A 26266-nucleotide genomic window follows, 5' to 3' on the forward strand; every position below is an offset into this window, starting at 1 on the left:
ACGTACCCGGCCGGGTCACACCGCGCCGAGGACCGCGGCCTCCAGCCGGGCCCGGGTGTCGTCGTCCGGCCAGCCACCGAGCAGGTAGAACGCGTCCACCACGTCCCCACCCAGGGTGGAGATACGGGCGGCGCGCACCTGCGCGCCGGTCTCGTCGAGGGCGCCGGCCACCCGGTAGAGCAGGCCGGCCGCGTCGGCGGCGCGCAGCTCCAGCAGCACCGCGTCCGTGGCCGCGTCCCGGTGCCAGACCACCCGCGGCGCCGCTCCGGACCCACGCGCGGAGAGCGCCCGGCCGCGCAGCCGCTGGGTCACCGAGACGTCCCCGGCCACCGCCCGGCGCAGGTCGCTGCCGAGCGCGATGGGGTCGGGCGGCAGGCCGTAGCGCGGCTGCACCCGGCACTGCACCAGCGCCCGTCCGTCCACCGTGGTGGCGTCCGCGGAGATCACCTCCAGCCGGTGCAGGGCCAGGCAGCCGGCCACCGTCGCGAGCAGGCCGCGCCGGTCCGCCGCGGCCACCGCCACCTGCTCCCCGGTCAGGTGTACGACCGGCAGCGGCCCGGCCACCAGCGCCGGGTCCGGTGCCGGCGGGGCGGGCAGCGCGCCGGTGTCCAGCGCGGTCCGTACCCGCCCGACCAGTTCGGCGACCAGCCGGCCCTTCCAGTCCGACCAGGCGGCCGGCCCGGTGGCGGCGGCGTCGGCGCGGACCAGCGCGTGCAGCAGGTCGAGGGTGGTCGGGTCGCCGACCGCGCCGGCCACCGCGGCGATGGTCTTCGGGTCGGCGAGGTCGCGCCGGGTGGCCACGTCGGGCAGCAGCAGGTGCAACCGGACCAGCGTGCCGATCAGCGCCACCTCGGGCGCCGGCAGGCCGATCCGGGCGGCCACCGCCTCGGCGATCGGCGCACCCACCGTGCTGTGGTCTACGGAGATGCCGCCGCGCTCGTGCCTGCCGGGCCGCGCCGCGGCGCCTTCGCCGGCCAGTCCCTTGCCGATGTCGTGCAGCAGGGCGCCGAGCAGCAGCAGGTCGGGGCGCTCCACCTCGCGGGCGTACCGGCTGGCCTCGGCCGCGGTCTGCACCAGGTGCCGGTCGAGAGTGAACCGGTGCACCGGGTTGTGCTGGGGCAGGCTGCGCAGCCGGGTCCACTCCGGCAACCAGCCGTCCACCAGCCCGTACCGGTCGCAGGTCTCCCAGGCGGGCACCAGGCCGGAACCGGCGCCCAGCAGGGTGACCAGCGCGGCCCGGGCCTCGCCCGGCCAGGGCGCCGGCAGCGGCGGGCAGTAGGCGGCCAGCCACTCGCAGGTGGCCCGGGCGATCGGCAGCCGGGTGGTGGCCGCCGCGGCGGCCACCCGCAGCGACAGGCTCGGGTCGGGGCGCGCCCCGATGGCGGTCCGGGCCAGCACCAGCTCGCCGTCGTGCTCCACCACGTCCCGGGCCACCGGCCGGCGCACCGGGCGGCCGTCGGCGCCCCGGCGGCGCCCGGACCGGAGCCGGTCCACCGCCCGGAAGGCGTCGTCGAGGGCGTGGCTGACGGTCCGGGCGTCACCGGCGACCCGGCGCAGCAGCGCGTCGCCGTCGTCCAGCCCGAGCAGCGCGGCGACCCCGTCGCGTTCCTGCGCCACCAGGCGGTCCACCCGGCGGCCGACCTGCTGGTGCAGCGCGTCGCGGGTGTCCAGCAGGCGCAGCTGCGCGGCGCGGACCGCGGGCCGCAGCGCGTCGGTGACGCCGGCCAGCGCGATCGCCCGCAGGATGCCCACGTCGCGCAGTCCGCCGGCGGCCTCCTTGAGGTCACCTTCGAGCAGGAAGGCCAGCTCGCCGTGGGCCTGCCAGCGGGCGCCGGTGGCGGCCCGCAGCGCGGGCAGCTGGCGTACGGCGGTCCGCCGCCAGTGGTCGGCGGCGGACCGGACCAGTGTCCCGGCGAGCGTGGCGTCCCCGGCCACCGGGCGGGCGTCGAGCAGCCCGAGGGCCACCTTCACGTCGTCCTGCGCCACCGACAGCGCCTCCGGCACCGTGCGTACGGAGTGGTCCAGCCGCAGCCCGGCGTCCCAGACCGGGTACCAGAGCGCGGCGGCCAGTTCGTCGACGCCCGGCACCCCGGCGTGCACCAGCACCAGGTCGAGGTCGCCGTAGGGGGCGCACTGCCGCCGTCCCAGCCCGCCGACGGCCAGCAGCGCCACCCCGTTCCGCGGCGGCAGCAGCGACCGCAGCCAGCCGTCGTACGCCGCGGCCCGGGCCGCCCGGGCCGCGGCACCGATCCCCCCGGGCACGCCGACGACCTCGTTGACCAGGTCCGCGTCGGCGCCGGACGCGTCTTCCCTGGTCAACGAGGTCATGTCGGTGGGTGCGTGATCAGAGGGCGTCGAGCCCGCGCTCGCCGGTACGGACCCGGACGACCTCCTCGACCCCGGTCACCCAGACCTTGCCGTCGCCGATCTTGCCGGTCCGGGCGGCCGCCACGATGGCGTCCACGATCTTCTCGACGTCCATCTCGTCGGTGAGCACCTCGACCCGGATCTTGGGCAGGAACTCGACCGTGTACTCGGCACCCCGGTAGACCTCGGTGTGCCCCTTCTGCCGGCCGTAGCCCTGGACCTCGCTGACGGTCAGGCCGGCCACCCCGAGGGCGTGCAGGGCCTCCTTCACCGCGTCCAGCTGGTACGGCTTGATGACCGCGGTCACCAGCTTCATGTCCAACCCCTCCATCCCAGGAACGTTATCCGCCGACCTTCTCGTCCACCGGCTCGGCGGGCGCCGCCGCCGGCTTGGTGGCGCCCGCGGTCGCGCCCGGGGAGCCGATCCCGGCCAGCGCGAACGCGCCGCCGGCGCTGCCGCCGGCCGGGGAGAGGTCGTAGCCGCTCTCCGCGTGCTCGGCGATGTCGATGCCCTCGACCTCGGCCTCCGGCCGGGCCCGGAAGCCGATCGTCTTCTCGATGGCGAAGGCGAGCAGCCAGGCGATGCCGAACGACCAGACGCTGACGATCAGGCCGGCCAGGGCCTGCCGGCCGAGCTGGGTCAGCCCGCCGCCGTAGAAGAGGCCGTCGGAAGCGCCGACCACGTCGGAGATGGCCGCGTTCACCGAGTTGGTGGCGAACAGGCCGAGCCAGAGCGAGCCGATCCAGCCGCCGACGAAGTGCACCCCGACCACGTCGAGCGAGTCGTCGTAGCCGAGCTTGTACTTGAGGCTGACCGCCAGCGCGCAGACCGCTCCGGCGACGAGGCCGAGCAGCACCGCCGCCCACGGGGCGATGAAGCCGCAGGCCGGGGTGATGGCGACCAGGCCGGCGACGGCGCCGGAGGAGGCGCCGACCATGGTCGGCTTCTTGTCCTTGATCCACTCGACGGCGATCCAGCCGAGCACCGCGGCCGCCGTGGCGAGCTGGGTGTTGAGGAAGGCGAGCGCGGCCACCGAGTCGACGGTCAGCTCGGAACCGGCGTTGAAGCCGAACCAGCCGAACCAGAGCAGGCCGGCGCCGAGCGCGACCAGCGGGATGTTGTGCGGCTTCATGCCCTCCCGGGGCCAGCCGAGCCGCTTGCCGAGCACCAGCGCCACCGCCAGGGCGGCCGCACCGGCGTTGATGTGCACGGCGGTGCCGCCGGCGAAGTCGAGCGCGTGGATGTCGCCGCCGATGATGCCGCCGCCCCAGACCCAGTGCGCGACCGGGAAGTAGACCAGGGTGGCCCAGCCGAAGGCGAACAGCAGCCAGCCGGCGAACTTGGCCCGGTCGGAGATCGCGCCGCTGATCAGCGCGACGGTGATCACCGCGAAGACCATCTGGAAGGCCATGAACACGTACAGCGGGACGCCGATGCCGCTGGGGTTCTCGGCGGTCGCGCCCCACAGGTCGGTCTCGGCGAGGAAGGTCTTGGTGCCGAGGTATGCGCCCGGGTCGCCCCAGAAGCCGTTGACATCGCTGCCGAAGGCGATGCTGAAGCCGTAGAACCACCACAGAACGGAGATGAGCCCGATCGCGGAGAAGCTCATCATCATCATGTTGAGTACGCCCTTGGCCCGGTTGAGGCCGCCATAGAACAGCGCCAGTCCGGGCGTCATGAGCAGCACGAGCGCGGTCGACACCAGCAACCAGACGGTGTTGCCGGAGTCAATCGTCGGTGCTTCAGGCACGCTGGCCTCCTAACGGTGAAGTTCCCTCCTTCACGGCTTCCGGGGCAGCGTCGCCCGTACGCCGGATGCGCGGAAGCCTCGCCGCTGGCTGTTTCCGCCAGCGTCACCCGTCGATTTCCGTACGGTGACGGCTTGTTTCGGACGTGTGAAGAGAACCTCACCGCCGGGGCGGACGGCGGCCACGAGCCGGGACGAAAGCGATCGAACCGGTCAGCGGAGGGCGTACTCCAAGGCGTGCCGCTCGTAGTCGAGCAGCCGCAGGTCGCGCATCGGCCGGCGCAGGTGGCCCTTGTGCACGATCCGGACGAACGCCGGCTCGCCGGCCGCGGCCATCCGGCGGATCCCCTCCACGTGGTCGACGATCCGCTTGCGGATGGTCCGGATCAGCCGGTGCCGGTCCCGCGGGATCAGCCCGTACGCGTCGGCGAAGAGGCGCAGCCGCCGCGGCCGGTCCGGGTGCTTCCAGCCGAGCGTGATCGAGTCCCGGTCGGAGAAGATCGGCACCCAGGTCCAGGCCGCGTACGCCACGTCGTAGATCCGCGCCCCGGGCGAGGCCAGGTCGAAGTCGATCAGCCCGAGGGTGCCGTCCGGCCGCCAGATCACGTTGTGCGGGGCGGCGTCGTGGTGGCAGATCACCTCGGTGTCCGGCGGCGGCGGGCCGAACGAGCGCCAGACCGCCCCCTGCGGCGGGACGAAGCCGTACTGGGCGTCGTGGAACATCCGCAGCATGGTGGCGACGGTGACCAGGGCCTCGTCGGTGACCCAGTGCGGGGCGAGCGGGTACTCCCCGCACTCCCCCTCCAGGTAGGACAGCACCTCCCGGTTGCGCTCGTCCATGCCGAGGGCGCGGGGGGCGCCGGTGAAGCCGACGTACTCGAGGTGCCGCAGCAGCGCGTGCACGCTCGGCGTCCACGGCCCGGCGTTGCGCCGCACCGTGTCGCCGACCCGGACCACGGTGCTGACGTTCCCGCCGTGCAGCGGGATCTCCTGCGAAGTCACGTACGGTCTCCCGAGGCGTGGCGCCGGGTGGCTGGGGTCGCGCCACCCCGCGTAGGCGCGATCGTCAGTCGTCACTTCGAGGTTACGCGTCCCGTCCGGGGGCTTCAGTGCCCAGCAGCGCGTCGACGAACTGCGCCGGGTCGAACGGGGCCAGGTCGTCCGGCCCCTCGCCGAGCCCGACCAGCTTCACCGGGATGCCCAGCTTGCGCTGCACGGCGATCACGATGCCGCCCTTGGCGGTGCCGTCGAGCTTGGTCAGCGCGACGCCGGTCACGTTGACCACCTCGGTGAAGACCCGCGCCTGCTCCAGGCCGTTCTGCCCGGTGGTGGCGTCCAGGATCAGGATGGTCTCGTCGATCGGGCCGTGCTTCTCCACCACCCGCTTGACCTTGCCGAGCTCGTCCATCAGGCCGACCTTGTTCTGCAGCCGCCCGGCGGTGTCGATCAGCACGGTGTCCACGCCGGCGTCGATCCCCCGCTTGACCGCGTCGAAGGCGACGCTGGCCGGGTCGGCCCCCTCCGGGCCGCGGACGGTCTCCGCGCCGACCCGGCCGGCCCAGGTCTCCAGCTGGTCGGCGGCGGCGGCCCGGAAGGTGTCGGCCGCGCCGAGGATGACGCTGCGGCCGTCGGCGACCAGCACCCGGGCGATCTTGCCGCAGGTGGTGGTCTTGCCGGCGCCGTTGACGCCGACCACCAGCAGCACCGCCGGCGCGCCCTCCTTGGGTGCGGTGTGCAGGGAGCGGTCCAGCGTCGGGTCCAGCGCGTTGACCAGCTCGGCGGCGAGCAGGGCGCGCAGCTCCTCGCCGGAGCGGGTGCCGAGCACCCGGGTGCGCTCGCGCAGCCGGTCGACGATCTCGCGGGTGGCGTCGATGCCGACGTCGGCGGTGATCAGGCTGTCCTCGATCTCCTCCCAGGCGTCCTCGTCGAGCCGGTCCCGGCTGAGCAGGCCGAGCAGGCTCTTGCCGAAGACGTTCTGCGAGCGGGACAGCCGGGAGCGCAGCCGGACCAGCCGCCCGGCGGTCGGCTCGGGCACCTCCAGCACCGGCGCCGGAGCCTCGACGACCGGCGGCTCCACCAGGATGCCGGTGGCCAGGTCGGCCTCCGGCGCCTCGACCGGCGGGCCGGCGAGATCCTCCTCTGCCCGGGTGCGCACCTCCTGCTCGGGCAGCGGCGGCGCCGGCCGCCGGCGCAGCCGCGGCACGACCAGCCCGATGGCACCGAGGATCAGCACGCCGAGCAGGGCGAGGGCGATGAGGAGGTATTCCGTCATGCCGAAATCCTGTCAGATGGCGGCGACGGCGTCCCAGCCACCGCACCCCGCGGGCCACATCCACCGGCGGTAGGCTCGGCCGCAGCCAGCAGTGGTGCGACCGCCGGCGGGGTAGTAAAGAAGAAGTCCGCTCACCTCGGAGGTCCACCATGCCCGCGGCACACCTGCTCATCGGCCCGCTGCTGCGGCGGGTCGTCGGCACGCGGGCCACCGTCTGGGTCGAGACCAGCGCGCCCGCCGTGGTCACCGTCCGCACGGCCGACGGCGCCGCCGGCACCGCGCCCACCTTCGCCGCGTACGACCACCACTACGCGCTGGTGGTGGTGGAGGGGCTCACCCCGGACCGGGCGACCCGCTACGAGGTGCTGATCGACGGCGAGGTCGCCTGGCCGGTGCCGGAGCGCGGCTTCCCGCCCAGCGTGATCCGCACCCGGGCGGCGGACGACCGGGAGCAACCGGTCCGGCTGATCTTCGGCTCCTGCCGGGAGACCACCCAGCACGCCACCACCCGGCGGCTGCCGCCGGACGCGCTGGACGCGTACGCCCGGCGGTTGATGGCCGACCCGGACCCGGCCTCGCTGCCCGACCTGCTGGTGCTCCTCGGCGACCAGGTGTACGCGGACGTGACCTCGCCCACCGTGCGGCGGCTGCTGAAGCGGCGCCGGCGGCGGCCCAAGGACGCCCCCCGCGACCAGGTGGTCAGCTTCGACGAGTACACCAAGCTCTACCTGGAGTCCTGGCGGGACCCGGAGATCCGCTGGCTGCTCTCCACCGTGCCGAGCGTGATGATCTTCGACGACCACGAGATCATCGACGACTGGAACACCTCCGCGTCGTGGCGGACGGACGCCCGGCGGCAGCCCTGGTGGGCGGAGCGGATCGGCAGCGGGCTCGCCTCCTACTGGGTCTACCAGCACCTGGGCAACCTCTCCCCGGACGAGATCGCCGCCGACCCGGTCTTCGCCAAGGTGACCGCCGCCGAGGACGCCACCGGCGTGCTGCGCGAGTTCGGGCACCGGGTCGACCAGGAGAGCGACCTGGCGCACGACACCGAACGCTGGCGCGCGGTGCAGTACCAGTGGAGCTACGCGCTCGACCTGGGCCGGACCCGGCTGGTGATGCTGGACAACCGGTGCAGCCGGGTGCTGGAGCCGGGCCAGCGCGCGATGCTGCCGCCGGGCGAGTGGTCCTGGTTCCTCGACCAGGCGCACGGCGTCTACGACCACCTGGTGGTGGGGTCGTCGCTGCCCTGGCTGCTGCCGCCGGGCATCCACCACGTGGAGTCCTGGAACGAGAAGGTGGCCGACTCCCGCCGGCGCTGGGTGGCCAACCTGTCGGAGAAGCTGCGCCGCGGGCTCGACCTGGAGCACTGGGCGGCGTTCCGCCGCTCGTTCGATGCGCTCGGCGCGCTCTTCGCCCGGCTCGGCAGCGGCACCCCCGGCACCACCGGGGACCGGGTCGGCGCCGGGCCGGCGTACGCCCCGCCCGCCTCGATCAGCGTGCTCTCCGGTGACGTGCACCACTCGTACGTGGCCCGGGCCCGGTTCGACGACCCGGCGGTGGCCACCCCGGTGCACCAGCTCACCTGCTCTCCCATCCACAACCAGGTGCCGGCCGGGATGCGCCCGTTGATGCGGCTGGGCTGGTCGGCCGGTCCGGCCGGGGCCACCCGGGCCCTGGCCCGCTCGGCCGGGGTACGCCGCCCGGCGCTGCGCTGGCGGAAGCTGGCCGGGCCGTACTTCGGCAACGCGGTGGCCACCCTGGTGCACCGGGGCCGGACGGCCGAGGTGACCATCGAGGGCACCACCGGCGACGGGCACCTGCGGCCGGTGATGCGGCACCGACTCACCGACGGCGGTTGATGGTGGCCGTACCCTCTACGGCGTGGACGACGAGCTTCCGGAGCCGCTGCGGGCGGTCGAGCACGAGCTGACCGTGCTGCTGCGCCGCGGCCGCGCGGTCTCCTGGGAGATCGCCCGGGAGGTGCATCCCAACCTGGAGCCGAACGCGTACGGCCTGCTGCTCTGGCTGCGCCGCTGCGACTCGATCCGGCTCACCGACCTGGCCGTCCGGCTCGGCATCGGCAAGGGCACGCTGAGCCGGCAGATCAACGGGCTGGAGTCGCTGGGCCTGGTCCGCCGCGACCCGGATCCGACCGACCGGCGGGCCGCCCAGCTCAGCCTGACCGAGCAGGGGCGGCAGCGGTTCGACGCGGCCCGGTCGGCCCGGCTGCGGCAGTTCCGCCGGACGCTGGAGGACTGGCCGGCCCGGGACGTCGAGGAGTTCGCCCGGCTGCTGACCCGGTTCAACGAGATCCCACTCTGACCTGACCCCGCCGGCCGGGAACAACGCCTCACAGGGCAGAGTTGTTGCTCTAGGCAACAACCGCATACGGTTGCCCGGGGCAACGCCCTGCCAGCCTTCCCTCGACTTCCTGCCGGAGGCAGCCACGATGAGCTCCGCGCCAGCGCCCGCCCGGGCGGCCGCCGTCGACATGACCCACCGGCAGGTGCTGGAGGCCCTCTCCGGCCTGCTGCTGGGCATGTTCGTCGCGATCCTCTCCGGCACCGTCGTCTCGAACGCCCTGCCGAGGATCATCACCGAGCTGGGCGGCGGCCAGTCCGCGTACACCTGGGTGGTCACCGCGGCGCTGCTCGCGACCACCGCGACCACCCCGATCTGGGGCAAACTGGCCGACCTGACCAACAAGAAGGTCCTGGTCCAGATCGCCCTGCTGATCTACGTGGTCAGCTCGGTGCTGGCCGGGCTCGCGCAGGACACCGGGCAGCTGATCGCCTGCCGGGTGCTCCAGGGCGTCGGGGCCGGCGGCCTCACCGCGCTGGCCCAGGTGATCATGGCCACCATCATCGCCCCGCGCGAGCGCGGCCGGTACAGCGGCTACCTCGGCGCGGTGATGGCGGTGGGCACCATCGGCGGCCCGCTGATCGGCGGCGTGATCGTGGACACCTCCTGGCTCGGCTGGCGCTGGTGCTTCTACGTCGGCGTGCCGTTCGCGCTCGCCGCGCTGGTGGTGCTGCAGAAGACCCTGCGGTTGCCGGTGACCAAGCGGAAGGCCACCATCGACTGGTGGGGCGCCACGCTGATCACCGCCGCCGTCTCGCTGCTGCTGATCTGGGTCTCGCTGGCCGGCGGCTCGTTCGCCTGGGGTTCCTGGCAGACCATCGCCATGGTGGCCGGCGCGCTGCTGCTCGGTGCGCTGGCGGTCCGGGTCGAGCAGCGGGCCGCCGAGCCGATGATCCCGCCGCACCTGTTCCGGTCCCGGACGATCACCCTGGCCACCGTCGCCAGCGTCGCGGTGGGCGTCGGCATGTTCGGCGCCTCGGTCTTCCTCAGCCAGTACTTCCAGATCAGCCGGGGGCAGAGCCCGACCATGTCCGGCCTGATGACCCTGCCGATGATCCTCGGCCTGCTGATCTCCTCCACGGTCACCGGGCGGCTGATCACCCGCACCGGCCGCTGGAAGCGCCACCTGGTCGCCGGCACGGCGCTGCTCACCGTCGGCTTCGCGCTGATGGGCACGCTCCGCGCCGACACCAGCTTCGTCCTGCTCGCCGGTTACCTGGCGGTGATCGGCGTCGGGCTCGGCATGAGCATGCAGAACCTGGTGCTCGCGGTGCAGAACACCGTCGGCACGCACGAGCTGGGCGCGGCCAGCTCGGTGGTCGCCTTCTTCCGCAGCCTCGGCGGCGCGGTGGGCGTCGCCGCGCTCGGCGCGGTGCTCGCCCACAAGGTCAACGACTACCTCGTCGAGGAGCTGACCGCGCTGGGCATCCCCACCTCCCGCTCGGGTGGCGGCGGCGCGCTGCCGGACGTGCACACCCTGCCGGCGCCCGTCCGGGCCGTGGTGGAGGGCGCGTACGGCCACGCGGCCGGTGACATCTTCCTGGTCGCCGCCCCGTTCGGGCTGATCGCCCTGATCACCGTCTGCTTCATCCGGGAGGTGCCGCTGCGCCGGCACACCGGCGACCCGGTCGACGCCCAGATCGAGCAAGAATCGATGGTGGCGGCCGGTGCCGGAGCCGCCGTGGTCAAGACCGGAGAACGGAGCTGACGTGACCGTCGACGCCCCTCGGGAACGGGAGGACTACGGCCCCCGCGCCCGTCCGCTGCCGTTCGAACGGGGCACGGACGGGCCTCGGGTGGTGCTGGTGGGCGTGGACGGCACCCGGACCTCCGAACGGGCCGGCTCGTACGCGGCCGGCCTCGCCCGTCGGCAGGGTGCCGCCCTGGTGGTGGTGCACGTGCGCGCGGCCGCCGGGTTCACCGCCCTGGTCCCCGGGGTGGACGCCGGCGCGCTGGAGCGCTGTCACGACGAGCTGACCGAGGAGCTGCGCCGGGAGTGCCGACGCGGCGCCGAGGAGCTGGGGCTGCCGGTGACGTTCGTGTGCCGGCGCGGCGACGCGTACACCGAGCTGCGGGCGGCGGCCGACGAGTTCCGGGCGGACCTGGTGGTGGTCGGCGCGTCCGAGCAGGCCGGGCACCGGCTGGTCGGCTCGGTCGCCACCCGCCTGGTCCGCGCCGGCCGGTGGCCGGTCGTCGTGGTGCCCTGATATCCGGTCGCCGGTTGTCGGACGTACCGAGCAGGATGGCCGGCATGACCTGGAGAGCACCGGAGATCGTCCGGACCCCCGAGCCCTACGTCGGCGACGAGCGCACGATGCTGGAGGGCTGGCTCGACTACCACCGGCAGACCCTGCTGCTCAAGTGCGCCGGGCTGACCGCCGAACAGCTCCGGACCGCGAGCGTCGAGCCCTCCGGGCTCACCCTGCTCGGCCTGGTGCGCCACCTGGCCGAGGTGGAGGCCTGGTGGTTCCGGGAGAACTTCGCGGGCGAGAAGGTCGACTACCCGTACTACACGCCGGACAATCCGGACGCCGACCACGACGTACGCGACGCGGACGCCGAGGCCGACCTCGCCACCTTCCGTCGGGAGGTGGAGTTGGCCCGCGCCGCCGCCGCCGGCCGCTCGCTCGACGAGACCTTCACCGAGGTCGGCCCGAAGCGCCGGACGTTCAACCTGCGCTGGGTCTATGTGCACATGATCGAGGAGTACGCCCGGCACAACGGCCACGCCGACCTGATCCGGGAACGCATCGACGGCGTCACCGGCGACTGACCGCCACCGCGGGCCTCCCGTCGCCGACCTGACCGGCCCGGGCGGCCTGACCGGCCCGGGCTGCCCGTAGCAGGTGCTCGCCGAGCGGGGTCAGCGCGTGCCGCACCGCGGAGCCGGCCCGGTGCGTGGTGATCAGTCCGGCCGACCGCAGGGTGGCCGTGTGCTGGCTGGCCGAGGCGATCGAGATGCCGAGCGTCCGGGCGACCTGCGAGGTGCTCGGACCGCCGACGATCGCGCCCAGCACCGCCGCCCGGGTCCGCCCCAGCAGGTCGGCCAGCGGCTGGCCGGTGGTCAGCTCGCGCCGGGTCGGCCGGATCGGGTAGGCCAGCACCAGCGGGCCGTCCGGGTCGTCGAGGACGCACGGCTGCGGCAGGAGGTAGGACGGCACCAGGGTGACACCTCGACCGTCCGGCACGACGTCCAGGTCGGTGCCGAAGGCGCACTTGTACGACAGCCGGTAGCTCCCGCCGGACGACGCCCAGTGCAGGTACGGGCTGAGATCGCGGAGCACCCGGTCGATCCCGACGTCCATCATGGTGTGTCCGCGCGCCGCCCGGTCGGCGTGCACCGCCGCCAGGATCGTCGGCCAGTATGGCGCCACCGCGACGGCGTGGAAGGCGCCCATCGCCGCGCGGAGCCGCTGCCGCGCGGTCGGGTCCCCGGCGGCGAGGGGGGCGACCCGGGGCGGCAGGTCGCCGGCCTCGATCCGGGGTCGGAGTTCGGCGTCCAGGGTCGCCGCCGGGGTGGCCGCCACCTCGTCGAGCGCGGCGGCGGCCTCCGCGGCGTGGCCGGTCGGGGTGAGGAAGTCCGGCAGCCAGTGCGGCAGTCGGCACAGGTCCAGCAGCGGCCGCATGCCGGGCCGCAGCGCCGCGCGGGTGCGGGCCCGCCAGGCGGCGAGGTGCTCCGGGGCGTCCGGCCGGAAGACCCGCTGACCCGCCGCGGCCACCTCCAGCAGCACCGACGGCGCCGACCGGACCACCGTGCGGCTGAGGTCCGACGCGTTCAGGTGCAGGGTCAGCATGGCGCCGACGCTAACCACCTTCGGCCGTACCCGAAAGGGGTGGAGCGATCGTCCGCGCGACCCCGACGCTGCGGTCATGAAGACCATCGTCGCCGCGGCCGCCGCGGCCGTCACCGCCCTCACCGTCACCGTTCCGCTGCCCGCAACCGCCGACCGGCGCCCCGACACGTACGTGGTGTCCCGCGACCCGGCGGTGCGACCCGAGGGCATCGCGGTGAGCCCCACCGGCACCATGTACGTCACCAGCGTCTCCGACGGCGCGGTCTACCGCGGTCACGTCCGGGACCGGGAGCTGCGTCCCTTCCTGCCCGCCGGCACGGACGGACGGACCCGCGCCGCCGGGGTGCACCTGGACCGGCGGGGTCGCATCTTCGTCGCCGGCTGGGACACCGGCGCGCTCTTCGTGTACGCCCCGGACGGCACGCTGCTGGCCCGCCGGGCGACCGCCGGAGCGGCCCTGAACGACCTGGCGGTCACCGACGACGCCGTCTACGTCACCGACTCGGCGGGCGGCGGACTCTGGCGCGCGGAGCTGGCCGACGGGCGGGTGGGCGACCTGGTCCCCTGGCTCCCGGCCGCGGCCTTTCCGGCGGCCCCGGGTTTCCTCAACGGGATCGTCGTCACCGACGGCGGCCGGGTCGCGCTCGTCGCCGACCAGGGCAGCGGCGAGCCGGGCAGCGAGCGGCTCTGGCGGGTGGACCTGGTCGCCCGGTCGGCCACCGTGGTCACCGTGGCCGGCGAGCAGCTCGGCGCCGACGGGCTGCTGCTCGACGGTGACCGCCTCTACGCGGTGGTGAACGTTCCCGACGGCGCGGGCGGCTGGAGCTTCGCGGTCAACCTGGCGCTGCTGGACGCCGACCGGCGGACCGCCCGGGTGGTCCGGCGGTCGGGTACGGCCGGCCTGGACCGGTCACCGACCACCATCGCCCGGGACGCCGACCGGCTGCTCTGGGTCAACAGCCAGCTCAACGCCACCGCGCCGATGCCGCCGTTCACGGTGACCGAGGTGCCCGGCCTCTGCTGACCGGCGCCGCCCGGTCCGGCGGCAGCACGGGGTGCCGCCGGGCCGCGCACTGCCCTCAGTACGCCAGTGCCGCCCGCAGGTAGCGCAGGTCGCCCGGGCCGCTCCAGCGGTGCGCCGACAGCCCGGCCGCCCGGGCGCCGCGCACCGACCAGTCCTCGTCGTCGACGAAGAGCACCCGGTCCGGCGGGCTGGCCACCGCCTGGCAGGCGGCCTGGAAGTACTCCTTGGCCGGCTTGTTCACGCCGAGCCGGTACGAGTTGACCACGGTGTCGAACTCGCCCTCCAGACCGAGCGCGGCCAGGTCGGCGTCGAGCAGGTCGGTGGCGTTGGTGGCGAGGCCGACCGGAAGGCCGGCGGCGCGCACCTCGCGGACGAAGTCGAGCACCTCGCCGTCCACCTCACCCCGGTAGCGCTGCCACTGCTCGACCGCGGCCCGGGCCCGCTCGGGCCCGCCGGCCGGCCCGGCCAGCGCGTCGGCCACGCTGGTCATCCAGTCGGCGTGGCTGACCTGGCCGGTGAGCACCGGCTGGAGCCGGCCCCACTGCATGGCGATCTCGCTCAGCACGCCCTCGGAGAGGCCGTACTCCCGCTCCACGCCGGCGGCCACCGCCGGGTCCCAACGCCGCAGCACGCCGTCGAAGTCCACCAGCAGCGCCGTAGCGCGTTCCCGAGCCACTCAGTTCTCCTCGCCGCGGCCGTGCCGCTCGTCGTCCCCGTCGGCCCGGTTGAGCCGCTGACTGATCACCTGGGTGACGCCGCTGCGCATGGTCACCCCGTACAGGGCGTCGGCGACCTCCATCGTCCGCTTCTGGTGCGTGATGACGATCAGCTGACTCTTCTCCCGCAACTGGGCCAGCAGCGTGATCAGCCGTCCCAGGTTCACGTCGTCGAGGGCCGCCTCCACCTCGTCCATGATGTAGAACGGGCTCGGCCGGGCGCGGAAGATCGCCACCAACATGGCCACCGCGGTCAGCGACCGCTCGCCGCCGGACAGCAGCGACAGCCGCTTGATCTTCTTGCCCGGCGGGCGCGCCTCCACCTCGACGCCGGTGGTCAACAGGTCGTCCGGGTCGGTGAGCACGAGCCGCCCCTCGCCGCCGGGGAAGAGCACCGTGAAGACCTGCTCGAACTCCCGGGCGGTGTCGGCGAACGCGCTGGCGAAGACCTCAAGGATCCGGTCGTCCACGTCCTTGACCACGGTGAGCAGGTCCCGCCGGGTGGCCTTGAGGTCCTCCAGCTGCTCGGAGAGGAACTTGTAGCGCTCCTCCAGCGCGGCGAACTCCTCGAGGGCCAGCGGGTTGACCTTGCCGAGCAGGGCGAGTTCACGTTCCGCCTTGGCGGCCCGCTTCTCCTGCACCGGCCGCTCGTAGCGGACCGGCTCGGGCGCCGGCCGGCCCTCCTGCTCGGCCAGTGCGACGTCCGCCTGGGTGGGCGGCACCGGCTGGTCCGGGCCGTACTCGGCGACCAGCGTCTCCACGTCCAGCCCGAAGTCCTCGGCGGCCTTCGCCTCCAACTGCTCGATCCGCAGCCGCTGCTCGGCGCGGGCCACCTCGTCCCGGTGCACCTGGCTGGTCAACCGCTCCAGCTCGGCGCCGAGCCGCTTGGCCGCGCCGCGTACCTCGGACAGCTCGGCCTCGCGGGCGGCGCGCTCCCGCGCCACCGCGTCGCGGTGCTCCTCGGCCACGGCGATCGAGGCGGTCAGCCGGGTGAGTGCCTCCCGGGCGCCACCGGCGACGGCCCGGGCGATCCCCGCGCCGCGGGTCCGCGCCGCCCGCCGCGCCGCCGCGCGTTCCCGCGCGGCCCGCTCGGCGGTGGCCTGGCGCCGCAGCGAGTCCGCCCGCCCGGCGATCGAGGCCACCCGCTCCTCGGCGGTACGCACCGCGAGCCGGACCTCCATCTCGTTCTGCCGGGCCTGCGGCACCATCGCGGCGAGCTGGTCCCGCTCCTCGGTGGACGGTTCGGCGTCCACCGGGGTCTCCTCGGCCAGCCGCAGCCGCTCCTCCAGTTCCGCGAGCCGCAGCAGGTCCTGCTCGCGGGCGGCCTCGGCCCGGGCCCGGGACTCGCCCAGCCGCTCGGTCTCCGCCTTCGCCGACCGGGCGGCCGCGCCCAGCTCGGCCAGCCGGCGGGCGGCTGCGTTGCGCTGCCCCTCCGCCTCCCGCTTGGCCGCCGCGGCGTGCTGCACGGACTCCTTCGCGGCGGCCACCTCGGCCCGCGCGTCGACCAACTGCTCGCGCAGCTCGGCGCTGGTCCGTTCGGCGGCGACCCGGTTCGACCGGGCCTCCTCGACCGCCGCCTGCACCTCGATGAAGCTGGGCGCCTTGGCCGAACCGCCGGCCGCCGCGTACGCCCCGACCACGTCGCCGTCCGGGGTCACCGCCCGCAGCTCGGGGTTGCCCGCGGCCACCTCGGCGGCGGCGGCCAGGTCGTCCACCAGCACCACGTCGCGCAGCGCCCGGTGCACCGCCGGGCGGATCTCGGCCGCGCACTCCACCAGGTCGGGCGCCCAGCGCGCGCCGTCAGGCAGCTTCGGCCGCAGCGCGTCGGCGGAACCGTCCATGCCCGGCCCGGCGGGGCTGCCCACCAGCAGCCCGGCCCGGCCGGCGTCGGAGATCTTCAACAGCCGCATCGCCTCGACGGCCTCGTCCACCCCGGTCACCGCCACCGCGTCGGCGAGCCCGCCGAGCGCGGCGGCGAGGGCGGCCTCGTGCCCGGGCGCGACGGTGAGCAGCCCGGAGAGGCTGCCCAGCAGGCCGGGGACCTGGTCGGCGCGGGCGAGCAGCGCGCCCGCCCCGTCCTTGCGGCGCAGGCCGAGGGCGAGCGCCTCCTCGCGGGCCTTCCAGGTGGCGGCGTCCTTCTCCGCCGCCCGCTCCGCGTCGGTCAGCGACCGGACGGTGGCCTGCACCCGCTCCAGGACGGCGACCGCCTCGTCGTGCCGGGCGTCCAGGTCGGCGTTGTCCCGGTCCGCCTCGGTGGACTCGGCGGCGACCGCGTCCAGGTCGGCCTGGGCCCGCTCGGACCGGGCCAGCGCGTCGGCGTGCGCGGCGGCGAGCCGCTCGATCTCCTCGCCGGCGCTGGTGGTCCGGGCGCGGGCCGAGTTCACCTGCCCGGTCAGCCGGGCCAGGCCCTCCCGCCGGTCGGCGATGGCCTTCGCCGCGGCGACCAGTTCCCGCTCGGCGGCGGCCAGCTGGCGCTCCAGCTCCTGCCGGTGCTCGACCGCCTCGGCGAGCCGGATCTGGTCGTCGGTGAGCGCCGCGCGCAGCTCCTCCTCCTGCTCGCGGACCCGCTCCGCCTCGGCCTCCAGCTGGTCCGGGTCACGACCCGGCCGCTCGTCGTCCGGGGTGGCGCTGAGGTGGCGCAGCCGCTCCCGGGCCAGCTGCTCGATCGAGCGGAACCGCTCCTGCAGCGCGGAGAGCTTGTACCAGGTGTCCTGCGCGGCGGCGAGCAGCGGGGCGTCCTCGGCCAGCGCCGCCTCCAGCTCGCCGAGGCGCCGCTGCACCTCGGTGTGCTCGGCCTCGACCTGCTCGCGCCGTTCGCGCAGCGCGGTCTCGTCGGCGATCTCCTTGTCCAGGGTGGCGCGCAGGGTTGCCAGGTCGTCGGCGAGCAGCCGGAGCCGGGCGTCGCGCAGGTTGGCCTGGATCGCGGCGGCGCGGCGGGCCACCTCGGCCTGCCGGCCCAGCGGCTTGAGCTGGCGGCGCAGCTCGGCGGTCAGGTCGGTGAGCCGGTTGAGGTTGGTCTGCATCGCGTCGAGCTTGCGCAGCGCCTTTTCCTTGCGCTTGCGGTGCTTCAGGACGCCGGCCGCCTCCTCGATGAACGCCCGGCGGTCCTCCGGCTTGGCGTGCAGCATGCCGTCGAGCCGTCCCTGCCCGACGATGATGTGCATCTCCCGGCCGATACCCGAGTCGGAGAGCAGTTCCTGGATGTCGAGCAGCCGGCAGGAGTTGCCGTTGATCTCGTACTCGCTCTCGCCGGAGCGGAACATCCGGCGGGTGATCGACACCTCGGTGTACTCGATCGGCAGCGCGCCGTCGGTGTTGTCGATGGTCAGCGTCACCTCGGCGCGCCCCAGCGGCGCCCGGCCGGCGGTGCCGGCGAAGATGACGTCCTCCATCTTGCCGCCGCGCAACGCCTTGGCGCCCTGCTCGCCCAGTACCCAGGCGATGGCGTCGACGACGTTGGACTTGCCGGAGCCGTTCGGGCCGACCACGCAGGTGATCCCGGGCTCCAGCTTGAGCGTCGTCGCGGAGGCGAAGGACTTGAAGCCCTTCACCGTCAGGCTCTTGAGATACACCTTCTCGATCCTCGTCCGGTGGCCGCCGTACCGTCGCCGGCTGCGCGGACCTGGGTGAACCCGCAGACTAACCCGGAGCCGGGTACGCCGCCGCACGTGACCCGCCCGCACCGTTTCCGGCGGCGTCCGGTAATCGGGGAGACCGGTTCACGTCCGGGGCCCGCCGGAGCTGTTTTCCGGCCCGGAGGATCGCAGTTCCGCGAACCCGGTCAGTTACAAGATCGCCTTATGGCCCGCGAAAAGGGGCCGGACAGAGTTGCGCGCCGGCACAAATGTGTCGGCGCGCTTTTTCGCGTGGTGCGATTCAGTTTTCCCGATCGAACTCAGGTGAGCGCCGGCTCGGCCAGCCGGAGCAGATCGTCCGCCTCCGAGGCGGCCGCCGCGAGCCGATCGTTCTCGGCACGCACCCGGGTGAGCTCGAACTCCAGTGCCTGAACCCTGGCACGCAGTCGGGTGACCTCGTCGAGCAGGCGCCGGTCGGGCGCCGCACCTACGTGGCCGTAGAGGGCCTTCGCCATGTTGACTCCTTGATATGCGCTGCCGGAAAGGCCGGCCAACGCGCGCCCCTGTGTTCGCGGCTGTCATTCCAACTGTTCCTGGGCATGACCGGGCGCGACTGGCGACACCTATATATTGAGCCGATACCCCCTCCTTCGTCAAGTTCCCGCAGGCCGTAGATCATCTTTACGTCGACCTGTCCACTTGCCGGGGGGCCGCCACAAGGCGCAGACACGCTCTGTCCGGACACCTTTACTGTACGCCTTGGTTCCCCGGAACTCCCTACCCGGACGCCCGACTTCCCCTTAACTCTTTCTTAGCCACGTTGCCGCAGGTCGAGGCCGCCCCGTACCGTCACCCCGGCCCGCAACCGACCCGTGGAGGCTACGGCGTGTACGGATGGACCGACCCGAACGATCCGGATGGCGCTCACCGGCGCCCCGAGCCGCCGGCCGACGAGCCGGCCTGGCTGACCGACCGTCCGGCACCCCGGTCGTCCTACCTGTTCGGCGACGAGCCGGAGCAACCGGCCGACGACCGGCACCCGCAACCGCCGACCGGCGCCTGGCCCGGCGACCGGCCGGCCGGCGCGTGGCACGACCGGCCGGACTCCTCAGTCGGCGAGCCGTACCGCGACCAGCCCACCGAGCAGTGGCAGCCGAGCGCCGCCTGGGACGCCGCCCCGCCCGCCGCGAGCGGGTGGCGCGAGCAGCCGGGCGCCGGCTGGCGCACGGAGCCGGACCCGGCGTGGTACCGCGACCAGCCCACCGAGCAGTGGCGGCCCGGCGAGGCGTGGCAGGGCGACCGGCCGGCCGACGCGTGGCACCAGGACCAACCCACCGAGCGGTGGTCGGCGGCCCCGGACACCGGCTGGCACCGGGATCAGCCCGCCGAGCGGTGGACCGGTGACCCGGCCACCGGGGAGCTGGACCCGACCGGTGGCTACCCGGCGTACGCCGGTGGAACCGACCTCGGCGTACACCGGGAGGCCGGGGACGACGAGGAACCGACCGACGGCCGGCACCGCACCGGCCGCCGTTTCCCCCGGCCGGCGCTGATCGGCGGTGCCGCGGCGGCGGCCACGCTGGTGGTCAGCCTCGGCGTCGGCGCCGTCGCGCTGGGCGGTGGCGACGACCGGCCGGACACCACCGCGACCGGTGACGACACGGTGGCCGCCGCGCCCTTCGACGCCGGAGCGGAGTCGCCGGCCGACGCGCTGGCCGCACCCACCCCGGGCGCCACGCCGACCCCGACGAAGCCGACCCCGTCCCCGACGAAGGCCACCAAGCCGAAGCCGGCGCCCGCCCGGACGACCACCGCGCCATCGCGCCGGAGCCCCGAGCGCAGCACCGCGCCGGCCGGCGGCGCCGGTGTCGCCCCGGGCGGCAGCGTCAGCACCCAGGCCCGCGAGGTGGTCAACCTGGTCAACGCCGAGCGGGCGAAGGCCGGCTGCGGCGCGCTGAGCATCGACGACAAGCTGATGACCGCGGCCCAGCGGCACAGCCAGGACCAGGCCGACCACCGGAACATGTCGCACACCGGCAGCGACGGCAGCGACGCCGGCGACCGGCTGGACCGGGTCGGCTACTCCTGGCGCACCTACGGCGAGAACGTGGCCTGGAACCAGAAGACCCCGGCCGCGGTGATGGACGCCTGGATGAACAGCCCCGGTCACCGGGCCAACATCCTCAACTGCGCCTTCACGGAGATCGGCGTGGGCGTGGCCAGCAGCAACGGGCCGTACTGGACGCAGGTCTTCGCCGCGCCGCGCTGAGCGACCGCCGGACAACCTCCACACTGCGAATCGTGGTCGGGTCCGCGCTCGTTTGACCGGGTGAGGTACGCCGGAGAGGGCGTACCGGCTCGGGCGGTGGGATGCCGCCCGCGACCCGGGAGCTGCCGATGCGGATCCGGCTGCGTGCGCGCGCCGTCGGGCGCGGCCTGCGCCGGGCGCTGCCGGCCTGCCTGGTGGTCGCGCTGGCAGTCCCGCTGTACGCCTGCCGGGTCGAGCTGGTCCGGCCCGGCGCGCCGACCACCTGGCCGGCCGAGTCGGTCCGCCGCTGGCAGTGGCAGTGGCAGCTGACCGGGGCGTTGGACCCGGGCGTGGACGCGGACGTCTTCCTGCTCGACCCGGTGACCACCACCGCGGCGCAGACCGCCGAGCTGCGATCCCGGGACCGCCGGCTGGTCTGCCAGGTGCACGTCGGGTCGGTCCTGCCGACCGACCCGGACGCGGACCGCTTCCCGGCCCGGGTACGCGGCACCGCGTCCCGCCGCCCGGAGAGCCGCTGGCTGGACGTCCGGCAGTGGGACACGCTGCGGCCGGTGCTGGCCGACCGGTTCCGGCTCTGCCGGGGCAAGGGGTTCGGCGCGGTGGCGCTGGCCGACGCCGACGGCTACGCCCACCGCTCCGGTTTCCCGCTGGACTTCGACGACGCGCTGCTGTTCAACCGCCGGCTGGCCGAGCTGGCCCGCGCGCTGGACCTCTCCCCCGGCCTGCTCGGCAACACCGAGCAGGTGACCGCGCTGGCGCCGGACTTCGACTTCGCGGTGGACGAGGAGTGCGTACGGCTGCGCCGGTGCGCGAAGCTGCTGCCGTTCGCCGAGGCCGGCAAGCCGGTCTTCCACGTCGAGTACACCGGCTCGACCGAGGACTTCTGCGTCGAGACGGTCGGCTACGGCTTCGCCTCCATCCGCAAGGAGCGCGACCTGGACGCCTGGCGCGTCGCCTGCCCGGTGCTCTGACCCGTGTCGGCGCGGCAGGGCCGGACCGCACGGTGCGGTCCGGCCCCGGAGCGGGATCGGTCAGCGGGCGCCGACCAGTTCCGGCGCGGGCGCCGGCGGCTCGGTCGGGGCCGCCGCGGCGCGCGGGCGCAGGAAGCGCGGCGCCCACCAGTTGGCGTCCCCGAGCATGGTCATCAGCGCCGGCAGCACCACCGCGCGGATGATCGTGGCGTCCAGCAGGATCGCCGCCGCCAGGCCGATGCCGAGCTGCTTGAAGTCGATCATGCTCAGCGTCGCGAAGATCGAGAAGACCCCGACCATCACGATCGCCGCGCTGGTCACCACGCCGGCCGACGAGGTGATGCCGTACGCCACCGCCTCCCGGTTGGGCATGCCGGCCCGGATCCCCTCGCGGATCCGGCTGACCACGAAGACGTGGTAGTCCATCGAGAGCCCGAAGAGCACCACGAACAGGAAGAGCGGCAGCCAGGCCACGATCGCGCCCATCGAGGTGAAGCCGAGCAGGCCCTCGGCCCAGTCACCCTGGAAGACCAGCACCAGCAGGCCGTACGCGGCGCCCGCGGAGAGCAGGTTGAGCAGGATCGAGCTGAGCGCGATCACCACCGAGCGGAAGGTCAGCACCAGCACCAGGAAGGTCAGCACCAGCACGAAGCCCACCACGATCGGCAGCTTGTCCCGGACGTGCTGCGCGTAGTCCTCGCTGGCGGCGATGTCGCCACCGACCGCGTACTCCACGCCGGGAACCCCGCCGAGCGCGGCCGGGACGAGGTCGTCGCGGAGCCGGTCCAGCGACTGCCCGGCCTCGGCGTCCCGGCTGGTGTACGGGGTGGCGACGGTCAGCACCGACACCTGCCGGTCGTCCGAGACCCGGATCTTCGGGCCGTCCGTCTCGGTCGGCGCGAAGAGCGGGTCGGCCGACGCCCGGTCGGCCAGCCCGGTCAACGCCGCCGACACCCGGTCGGCCTCGGCGGCCGGCGCCCGCACGGCCACCGTGTGGCTGGTGCCGTTGCTCGGGAAGGCCGCGGTGAGCCGGTCGTACGCCTGCATCGCCGCCGTGCTGCGCGGCACGTCCTCCATGCCGGGGAACTTCAGCTTCATCCCCAGCGCGGGCACGGCGAGGGCGAGCAGCAGCCCCACCGAGATCACCAGGGTGGCCACCGGCGCACGCAGCGCGGGCTTCAGCACAGCCGGCCAGAACCGGGGCTTGGCGGGCTCGCCGTTCCGCCCGGTACGCGGCGCGGTCAGCCGCCACAGCAGCGGCACCCGGGGCCGGTCGACCCAGCGCCCGAGCTTGGCCAGCAGCGCCGGCAGCACGGTCAGCGAACCGGTCACCGCGACCGCGACCACCAGGATCGAGCCCACCGCGAGAGAGGAGAAGACCACGTCACCGGCGAGCAGCAGCCCGGCCATCGAGATGATCACGGCGAAGCCGGAGACCACCACGGCGTGCCCGGAGGTCTCCGCGGCGATCTCCACCGCGTCCAGGCCGGACCGGCCCTTGGCCCGCTCCTCCCGCTCGCGCCGCACGTAGAACAGCGAGTAGTCCACCCCGACCGCCATGCCGATCAGCAGGATCACGCTGGCCGTCGTGTCGGTCGCCGGCACCAGGTGCGAGGCGAGGGTGGAGAGCCCCATCGCCGCGGCCACCGAGGAGAGCGCCAGCAGCACCGGCACGCCGGCGGCGATCAGCGCGCCGAACGCGATGATCAGGATGGCCAGGGTCACCGGCAGGCTGAGCAGTTCGGCGCGCTTGAAGTCCTTGCCGAGCGTGTCGTCCAGCGCCTTGTTGATCGACGGGCCGCCGACCTGCTCGATCCGCAGCTGCGGGTGCCCGTCCTGCACCTGGGCGGTGGCGTCGCGCAGCGGCTGCACCCGGTCGGCGGCGGTGTCCGGGTCGCCGGACATGGTGATCGGCAGCAGCAGCGCGGAGCCGTCCCGGGCCGGCACCGGCTCGCCGACGGCGGCGACCCCGGTCACCGAGCGCAGCCGGGCCGCCGCGTCGTCGGCCGCCGCCTTCGCGGCGGCCTGGTCCAGCGTGCCGCCGCGCGGGGTGATGAGGACGTTCTCCGTCGCGGGGTCGTCGAACTTCCCGGCCTCGACGATCACGCCCGCCCGGCCGGACTCGCCGATGGCCTGGTCGGCGGAGGTGGCCTCGTTCAGGCCGGCGGCGCTCCCCCCGACGAAGCACACCGCCACGAACACCACCCACATCGCGACGGCGCGCCACGGATGCTCCGCGCTCCAGCGTGCCAACCGCACCGTCACCGGTCTTGCCCCCATCACGGGTCCCCCTGTCACGTCAAGCCCTGTCAACGGGTTGACGCTATGGGCGCGACGGGGTCGGGACATCAGGGAACGGCCCCGGTCCGGCCCGGAACCTGTGCGCGGCCGAACCGGGCGCCGCGATCGGGCCGAGCGGGCGCGGCCGTACGCCACACCGGATCCTTCCCGGAGCGGCCCGGGGCGACGCGCCGACGGCGACCCGGATCCGGCTCGGGGTCATCCCCGAAGCGATCCCCGAGGGCGGGGCTGGCAGCGCGGGCAACTGAACGACGACCGGTTCATGAACGCCTCACGGCGGATCGGCGCGCCGCAGCGGCGGCAGGGCAGGCCCTCCCGGCCGTAGACGTTCAACGCCCGGTCGAAGTAGCCGCTCTCGCCGTTGACGTTGACGTACAGGGCGTCGAAGCTGGTCCCGCCCTCCTTGATCGCCTCACCCAGCACGTCCCGGACGTGCCCGAGCAGCCGCAGCGCGGCCGGCCGGGTGAGCGCGTCGGTGGGCCGGGCGCCGTGCAGGCGGGCCCGCCAGAGCGCCTCGTCGGCGTAGATGTTGCCCACCCCGGAGAGCAGGGTCTGGTCCAGCAGCGCCCGCTTCACCTCGGTACGCCGCCGACGCAGCGCGGCGACGAACTCGGCGTCGGAGAACTGCGGGTCCATCGGGTCCCGGGCGATGTGCGCGATCTCCGCCGGCAGCTCCGCCCCGCCGGCCGAGACGGACAGCCCGCCGAACGTACGCTGGTCGACGAAGCGCAGCTCGGGGCCGTCGTCGGCGAACCGGAACCGGATCCGCAGGTGGGTTTCGTCGGGGGCGTCGGCGGGTTGCAGCAGCAGCTGCCCGGACATGCCGAGGTGCCCGATCACCGCGTCCCCGCTGTCCAGCGGGAGCCAGAGGTACTTGCCGCGGCGGCGGACGTCGAGCACGGTCCGCCCGGCCAGCACGTCGGCGAAGTGCGCGCCGCCGGGGGCGTGCCGGCGCACCGCACGCGGGTGACGCACCTCGACCGAGGCGATCCGCCGGCCGGTGACCCACTGGGCCAGGCCCTGCCGGACCGTCTCCACCTCGGGCAGCTCAGGCACGGTGGGCGCCCGTTCCGGCCGCGCCGGAGGCGGCGTCGGCGGTGCCCGGAGCCACGTCGGCGGCCTCGGCCAGCTCGGCGGCGGCCGCCCGCTGCCGCGCCGCCTGCTCCTGCTCCGCCTGCTCGGTCAGCGTCCGCCAGGCCGACTCGGCCGCCCGCTGCTCGGCCTCCTTCTTGCTCCGCCCCTCGGCGCCGCCGTAGCGGTTGCCGGCCACCACCACCCAGGCGGTGAAGGTCTTCAGGTGGTCCGGACCGGTGCCCTCGATGCGGTACTCCGGCACGCCCAGCCCGTGCGAGGCGGTCAGCTCCTGCAGGCTGGTCTTCCAGTCCAGCGCCGCGCCCCGCCCGGCCGACTCGGCCATCAGCGGGTCGAACAGCCGGTGGATCACCGCGGCGGCGGTGTCCAGGCCGTACTGGAGGTAGATCGCGCCGAGCAGCGCCTCGAGCGTGTCGGCCAGGATGCTGGCCTTGTCCCGGCCGCCGGTGGTCTCCTCGCCCTTGCCGAGCAGCAGGTAGGCGCCGAGCCCGTCCGGGCCCAGCCCGCGGGCCACGTCGGCCAGCGCGCGCATGTTCACCACGCTGGCCCGCAGCTTGGCCAGCTGCCCCTCGGGCAGGTCGGGGTGGTTGTGGAAGAGCGCGGTGGTGATCACCACGCCGAGCACCGAGTCGCCGAGGAACTCCAGCCGCTCGTTGGTGGGCAGGCCGCCGTTCTCGTACGCGTACGAGCGGTGGGTCAGCGCCCGCTCCAGCAGTTCCGGGTCCAGCGTGACGCCGAACGCCGCCTCCAGGTGACCGACGGACGCCCGCCGCCGCTTGTCGTTGGTCATGATGTACGTACCTCGGTGTCGGTGGTGCGGTCGATGGGGTCCTCCGCGGCGTCGAGCAGCGCGCAGACCAGGTCGGCGGCGCCCCGCCGCCACAGGTGGGCGGCGAGCGCGATGCCGGAGGCGACGTCGTCGGCCCGGGCGGCGCCGTGGCAGACGACCACGGTCCCGGCCACCCCGAGCAGGGCCGCCGCCCGCGGCGCCCCGCCGCCGGCCGGTGGTCCGCCGGCCATCGCGTACGCGCCCTCGATCGCCTTGAGCAGCACGTTACCGGTGAACCCGTCGGTGACCACCACGTCGGCGCGGGTGCCGAGGGAGACGTCGTAGCCCTCGACGAGGCCGACGTAGCGGCCACCCCAGGGCAGCGGCTCGACGGCCAGCAGCGGGTCGGCGTGCCGGCGGAGGCGGTCGCCCTTGCCCGCCTCGGTGCCGACGGAGAGCAGCCCGACCCGGGGCTCGACGACGGCGTGCGCGACCGCCGCGTACGCGGCGCCGAGCACGGCGTGCCGGGCGAGGGTGGCCGGGCGCGGGTCCAACGATCCGCCGACGTCGAGCAGCACGACCGGGCCGGCGACGGCCGGAAGGGTGGCGACCAGGGCCGGCTGGCGGACGTCCGACCAGCGGCCGAGGCCGAGCGCGGCGGCGGTGACGGTGGCGCCGGTCGAGCCGGCGGAGACCAGCGCGTCGGCAGCTCCGTCACGGACCGCGGTGACCGCGGCCCGGACGGTACTGTGCGCGCGGGCGGCGCTGGGGTGGTCGGCCATGCCGACGGCCGCCCGGACCGGCCGGACGGCGACCCGGGCACGCTGCGCCGGGTCGAGGGCGGCGATCAGCTCGCCGGCGGCCTCGGCCGGGCCGACGAGCAGCAGGTGCAGGTCAGGGTCGGCGCGTACGGCCCGCAGAGCGCCGTCAACCACGACGGCGGGAGCGTCGTCCCCGCCGAGGAGGTCAACGGCGATCCGCGCGATGCCCGGCTCCGCCGGAAC

General features: G+C 74.6%; 21 protein-coding genes. 8 read left to right on the forward strand and 13 right to left on the reverse strand.

Annotated elements, in window-relative coordinates; genetic code table 11:
• Nucleotides 1-15 precede the first annotated feature (15 nt).
• The 5 genes from FHX32_RS25080 to ftsY all read right to left on the reverse strand — a co-directional run bounded on the left by FHX32_RS25080 (nucleotide 16) and on the right by ftsY (nucleotide 6387).
• Entirely contained in the window at nucleotides 16-2328 is a 2313-nt protein-coding gene (locus FHX32_RS25080; RefSeq protein WP_167188040.1) for a [protein-PII] uridylyltransferase, read from the reverse strand.
• A gap of 16 nt (nucleotides 2329-2344) precedes the next feature.
• On the reverse strand, nucleotides 2345-2683 hold the full coding sequence (locus tag FHX32_RS25085) for a P-II family nitrogen regulator (RefSeq protein ID WP_170839442.1): 339 nt from the start codon (nucleotides 2681-2683) through the stop codon (nucleotides 2345-2347).
• Between the two features lie 25 nt (nucleotides 2684-2708).
• Nucleotides 2709-4118, reverse strand: a complete 1410-nt coding sequence (locus tag FHX32_RS25090; RefSeq protein ID WP_167188043.1) for an ammonium transporter — start codon at nucleotides 4116-4118, stop codon at nucleotides 2709-2711.
• A gap of 210 nt (nucleotides 4119-4328) precedes the next feature.
• Nucleotides 4329-5192 carry a phosphotransferase gene (locus tag FHX32_RS25095; protein WP_486481309.1) on the reverse strand — a complete coding sequence of 288 codons (864 nt, stop codon included), beginning with the start codon at nucleotides 5190-5192 and terminating at the stop codon, nucleotides 4329-4331.
• Between the two features lie 7 nt (nucleotides 5193-5199).
• On the reverse strand, nucleotides 5200-6387 hold the full coding sequence (gene ftsY, locus FHX32_RS25100) for a signal recognition particle-docking protein FtsY (RefSeq protein ID WP_167188050.1): 1188 nt from the start codon (nucleotides 6385-6387) through the stop codon (nucleotides 5200-5202).
• A gap of 149 nt (nucleotides 6388-6536) precedes the next feature.
• Here ftsY and FHX32_RS25105 point away from each other — a divergent pair, with 149 nt between their 5' ends.
• The 5 genes from FHX32_RS25105 to FHX32_RS25125 all read left to right on the forward strand — a co-directional run bounded on the left by FHX32_RS25105 (nucleotide 6537) and on the right by FHX32_RS25125 (nucleotide 11524).
• Entirely contained in the window at nucleotides 6537-8249 is a 1713-nt protein-coding gene (locus FHX32_RS25105; protein ID WP_167188053.1) for an alkaline phosphatase D family protein, read from the forward strand.
• Between the two features lie 22 nt (nucleotides 8250-8271).
• A complete protein-coding gene (locus FHX32_RS25110) occupies nucleotides 8272-8712 on the forward strand; it encodes a MarR family transcriptional regulator (RefSeq protein ID WP_167188055.1) in 441 nt (146 codons plus the stop codon).
• A gap of 127 nt (nucleotides 8713-8839) precedes the next feature.
• Complete coding sequence (locus tag FHX32_RS25115) at nucleotides 8840-10459, forward strand: MDR family MFS transporter (protein ID WP_167188059.1); 1620 nt, start codon at nucleotides 8840-8842, stop codon at nucleotides 10457-10459.
• A gap of 1 nt (nucleotide 10460) precedes the next feature.
• Nucleotides 10461-10958, forward strand: coding sequence for a universal stress protein (locus tag FHX32_RS25120; RefSeq protein WP_167188063.1), 498 nt, complete (start codon nucleotides 10461-10463; stop codon nucleotides 10956-10958).
• 44 nt (nucleotides 10959-11002) lie between these two features.
• Entirely contained in the window at nucleotides 11003-11524 is a 522-nt protein-coding gene (locus FHX32_RS25125; protein WP_167188066.1) for a DinB family protein, read from the forward strand.
• Here the strand turns inward: FHX32_RS25125 and FHX32_RS25130 are convergent.
• Nucleotides 11511-12545 (reverse strand): helix-turn-helix domain-containing protein, encoded by a 1035-nt coding sequence (locus FHX32_RS25130; protein WP_167188069.1) that lies wholly within the window; start codon nucleotides 12543-12545, stop codon nucleotides 11511-11513. The two genes, FHX32_RS25125 and FHX32_RS25130, sit on opposite strands and share 14 nt — an antisense overlap.
• A 76-nt stretch (nucleotides 12546-12621) precedes the next feature.
• Here FHX32_RS25130 and FHX32_RS25135 point away from each other — a divergent pair, with 76 nt between their 5' ends.
• Nucleotides 12622-13569: an NHL repeat-containing protein gene (locus tag FHX32_RS25135; RefSeq protein WP_167188072.1), complete on the forward strand. Its 948-nt coding sequence runs from the start codon at nucleotides 12622-12624 to the stop codon at nucleotides 13567-13569.
• A 55-nt stretch (nucleotides 13570-13624) separates the two neighbouring features.
• Here the strand turns inward: FHX32_RS25135 and FHX32_RS25140 are convergent, their stop codons facing one another.
• From FHX32_RS25140 to FHX32_RS25150, 3 genes are all read right to left on the reverse strand, one after another.
• Nucleotides 13625-14245, reverse strand: a complete 621-nt coding sequence (locus FHX32_RS25140) for an HAD-IA family hydrolase (RefSeq protein ID WP_167188075.1) — start codon at nucleotides 14243-14245, stop codon at nucleotides 13625-13627.
• Nucleotides 14246-17857, reverse strand: a complete 3612-nt coding sequence (gene smc, locus FHX32_RS25145; RefSeq protein WP_167188078.1) for a chromosome segregation protein SMC — start codon at nucleotides 17855-17857, stop codon at nucleotides 14246-14248. It abuts the gene before it with no gap.
• A gap of 323 nt (nucleotides 17858-18180) precedes the next feature.
• Nucleotides 18181-18375 (reverse strand): hypothetical protein, encoded by a 195-nt coding sequence (locus FHX32_RS25150; RefSeq protein WP_088995539.1) that lies wholly within the window; start codon nucleotides 18373-18375, stop codon nucleotides 18181-18183.
• A 371-nt stretch (nucleotides 18376-18746) separates the two neighbouring features.
• On the opposite strand from FHX32_RS25150, the gene FHX32_RS25155 reads away from it, so the two are divergent.
• Together FHX32_RS25155 and FHX32_RS25160 are read left to right on the forward strand one after the other, a co-directional pair.
• Nucleotides 18747-20129 (forward strand): CAP domain-containing protein, encoded by a 1383-nt coding sequence (locus tag FHX32_RS25155; protein WP_167188081.1) that lies wholly within the window; start codon nucleotides 18747-18749, stop codon nucleotides 20127-20129.
• A gap of 101 nt (nucleotides 20130-20230) precedes the next feature.
• Nucleotides 20231-21100, forward strand: a complete 870-nt coding sequence (locus FHX32_RS25160) for an endo alpha-1,4 polygalactosaminidase (RefSeq protein WP_486481310.1) — start codon at nucleotides 20231-20233, stop codon at nucleotides 21098-21100.
• Between the two features lie 60 nt (nucleotides 21101-21160).
• On the opposite strand, the gene FHX32_RS25165 is transcribed toward FHX32_RS25160, so the two are convergent.
• From FHX32_RS25165 to FHX32_RS25180, 4 genes are all read right to left on the reverse strand, one after another.
• Nucleotides 21161-23380 (reverse strand): MMPL family transporter, encoded by a 2220-nt coding sequence (locus tag FHX32_RS25165; protein WP_167188084.1) that lies wholly within the window; start codon nucleotides 23378-23380, stop codon nucleotides 21161-21163.
• 219 nt (nucleotides 23381-23599) lie between these two features.
• Entirely contained in the window at nucleotides 23600-24457 is an 858-nt protein-coding gene (gene mutM / locus FHX32_RS25170; RefSeq protein ID WP_109906101.1) for a bifunctional DNA-formamidopyrimidine glycosylase/DNA-(apurinic or apyrimidinic site) lyase, read from the reverse strand.
• On the reverse strand, nucleotides 24450-25283 hold the full coding sequence (rnc, locus tag FHX32_RS25175; protein WP_167188087.1) for a ribonuclease III: 834 nt from the start codon (nucleotides 25281-25283) through the stop codon (nucleotides 24450-24452). The genes mutM and rnc overlap by 8 nt, the downstream gene beginning before the upstream one ends.
• Entirely contained in the window at nucleotides 25280-26248 is a 969-nt protein-coding gene (locus FHX32_RS25180) for a phosphate acyltransferase PlsX (protein WP_486481348.1), read from the reverse strand. The genes rnc and FHX32_RS25180 overlap by 4 nt, the downstream gene beginning before the upstream one ends.
• Nucleotides 26249-26266: the final 18 nt, after the last annotated feature.

Source organism: Micromonospora sp. CNZ280, assembly GCF_011759515.1.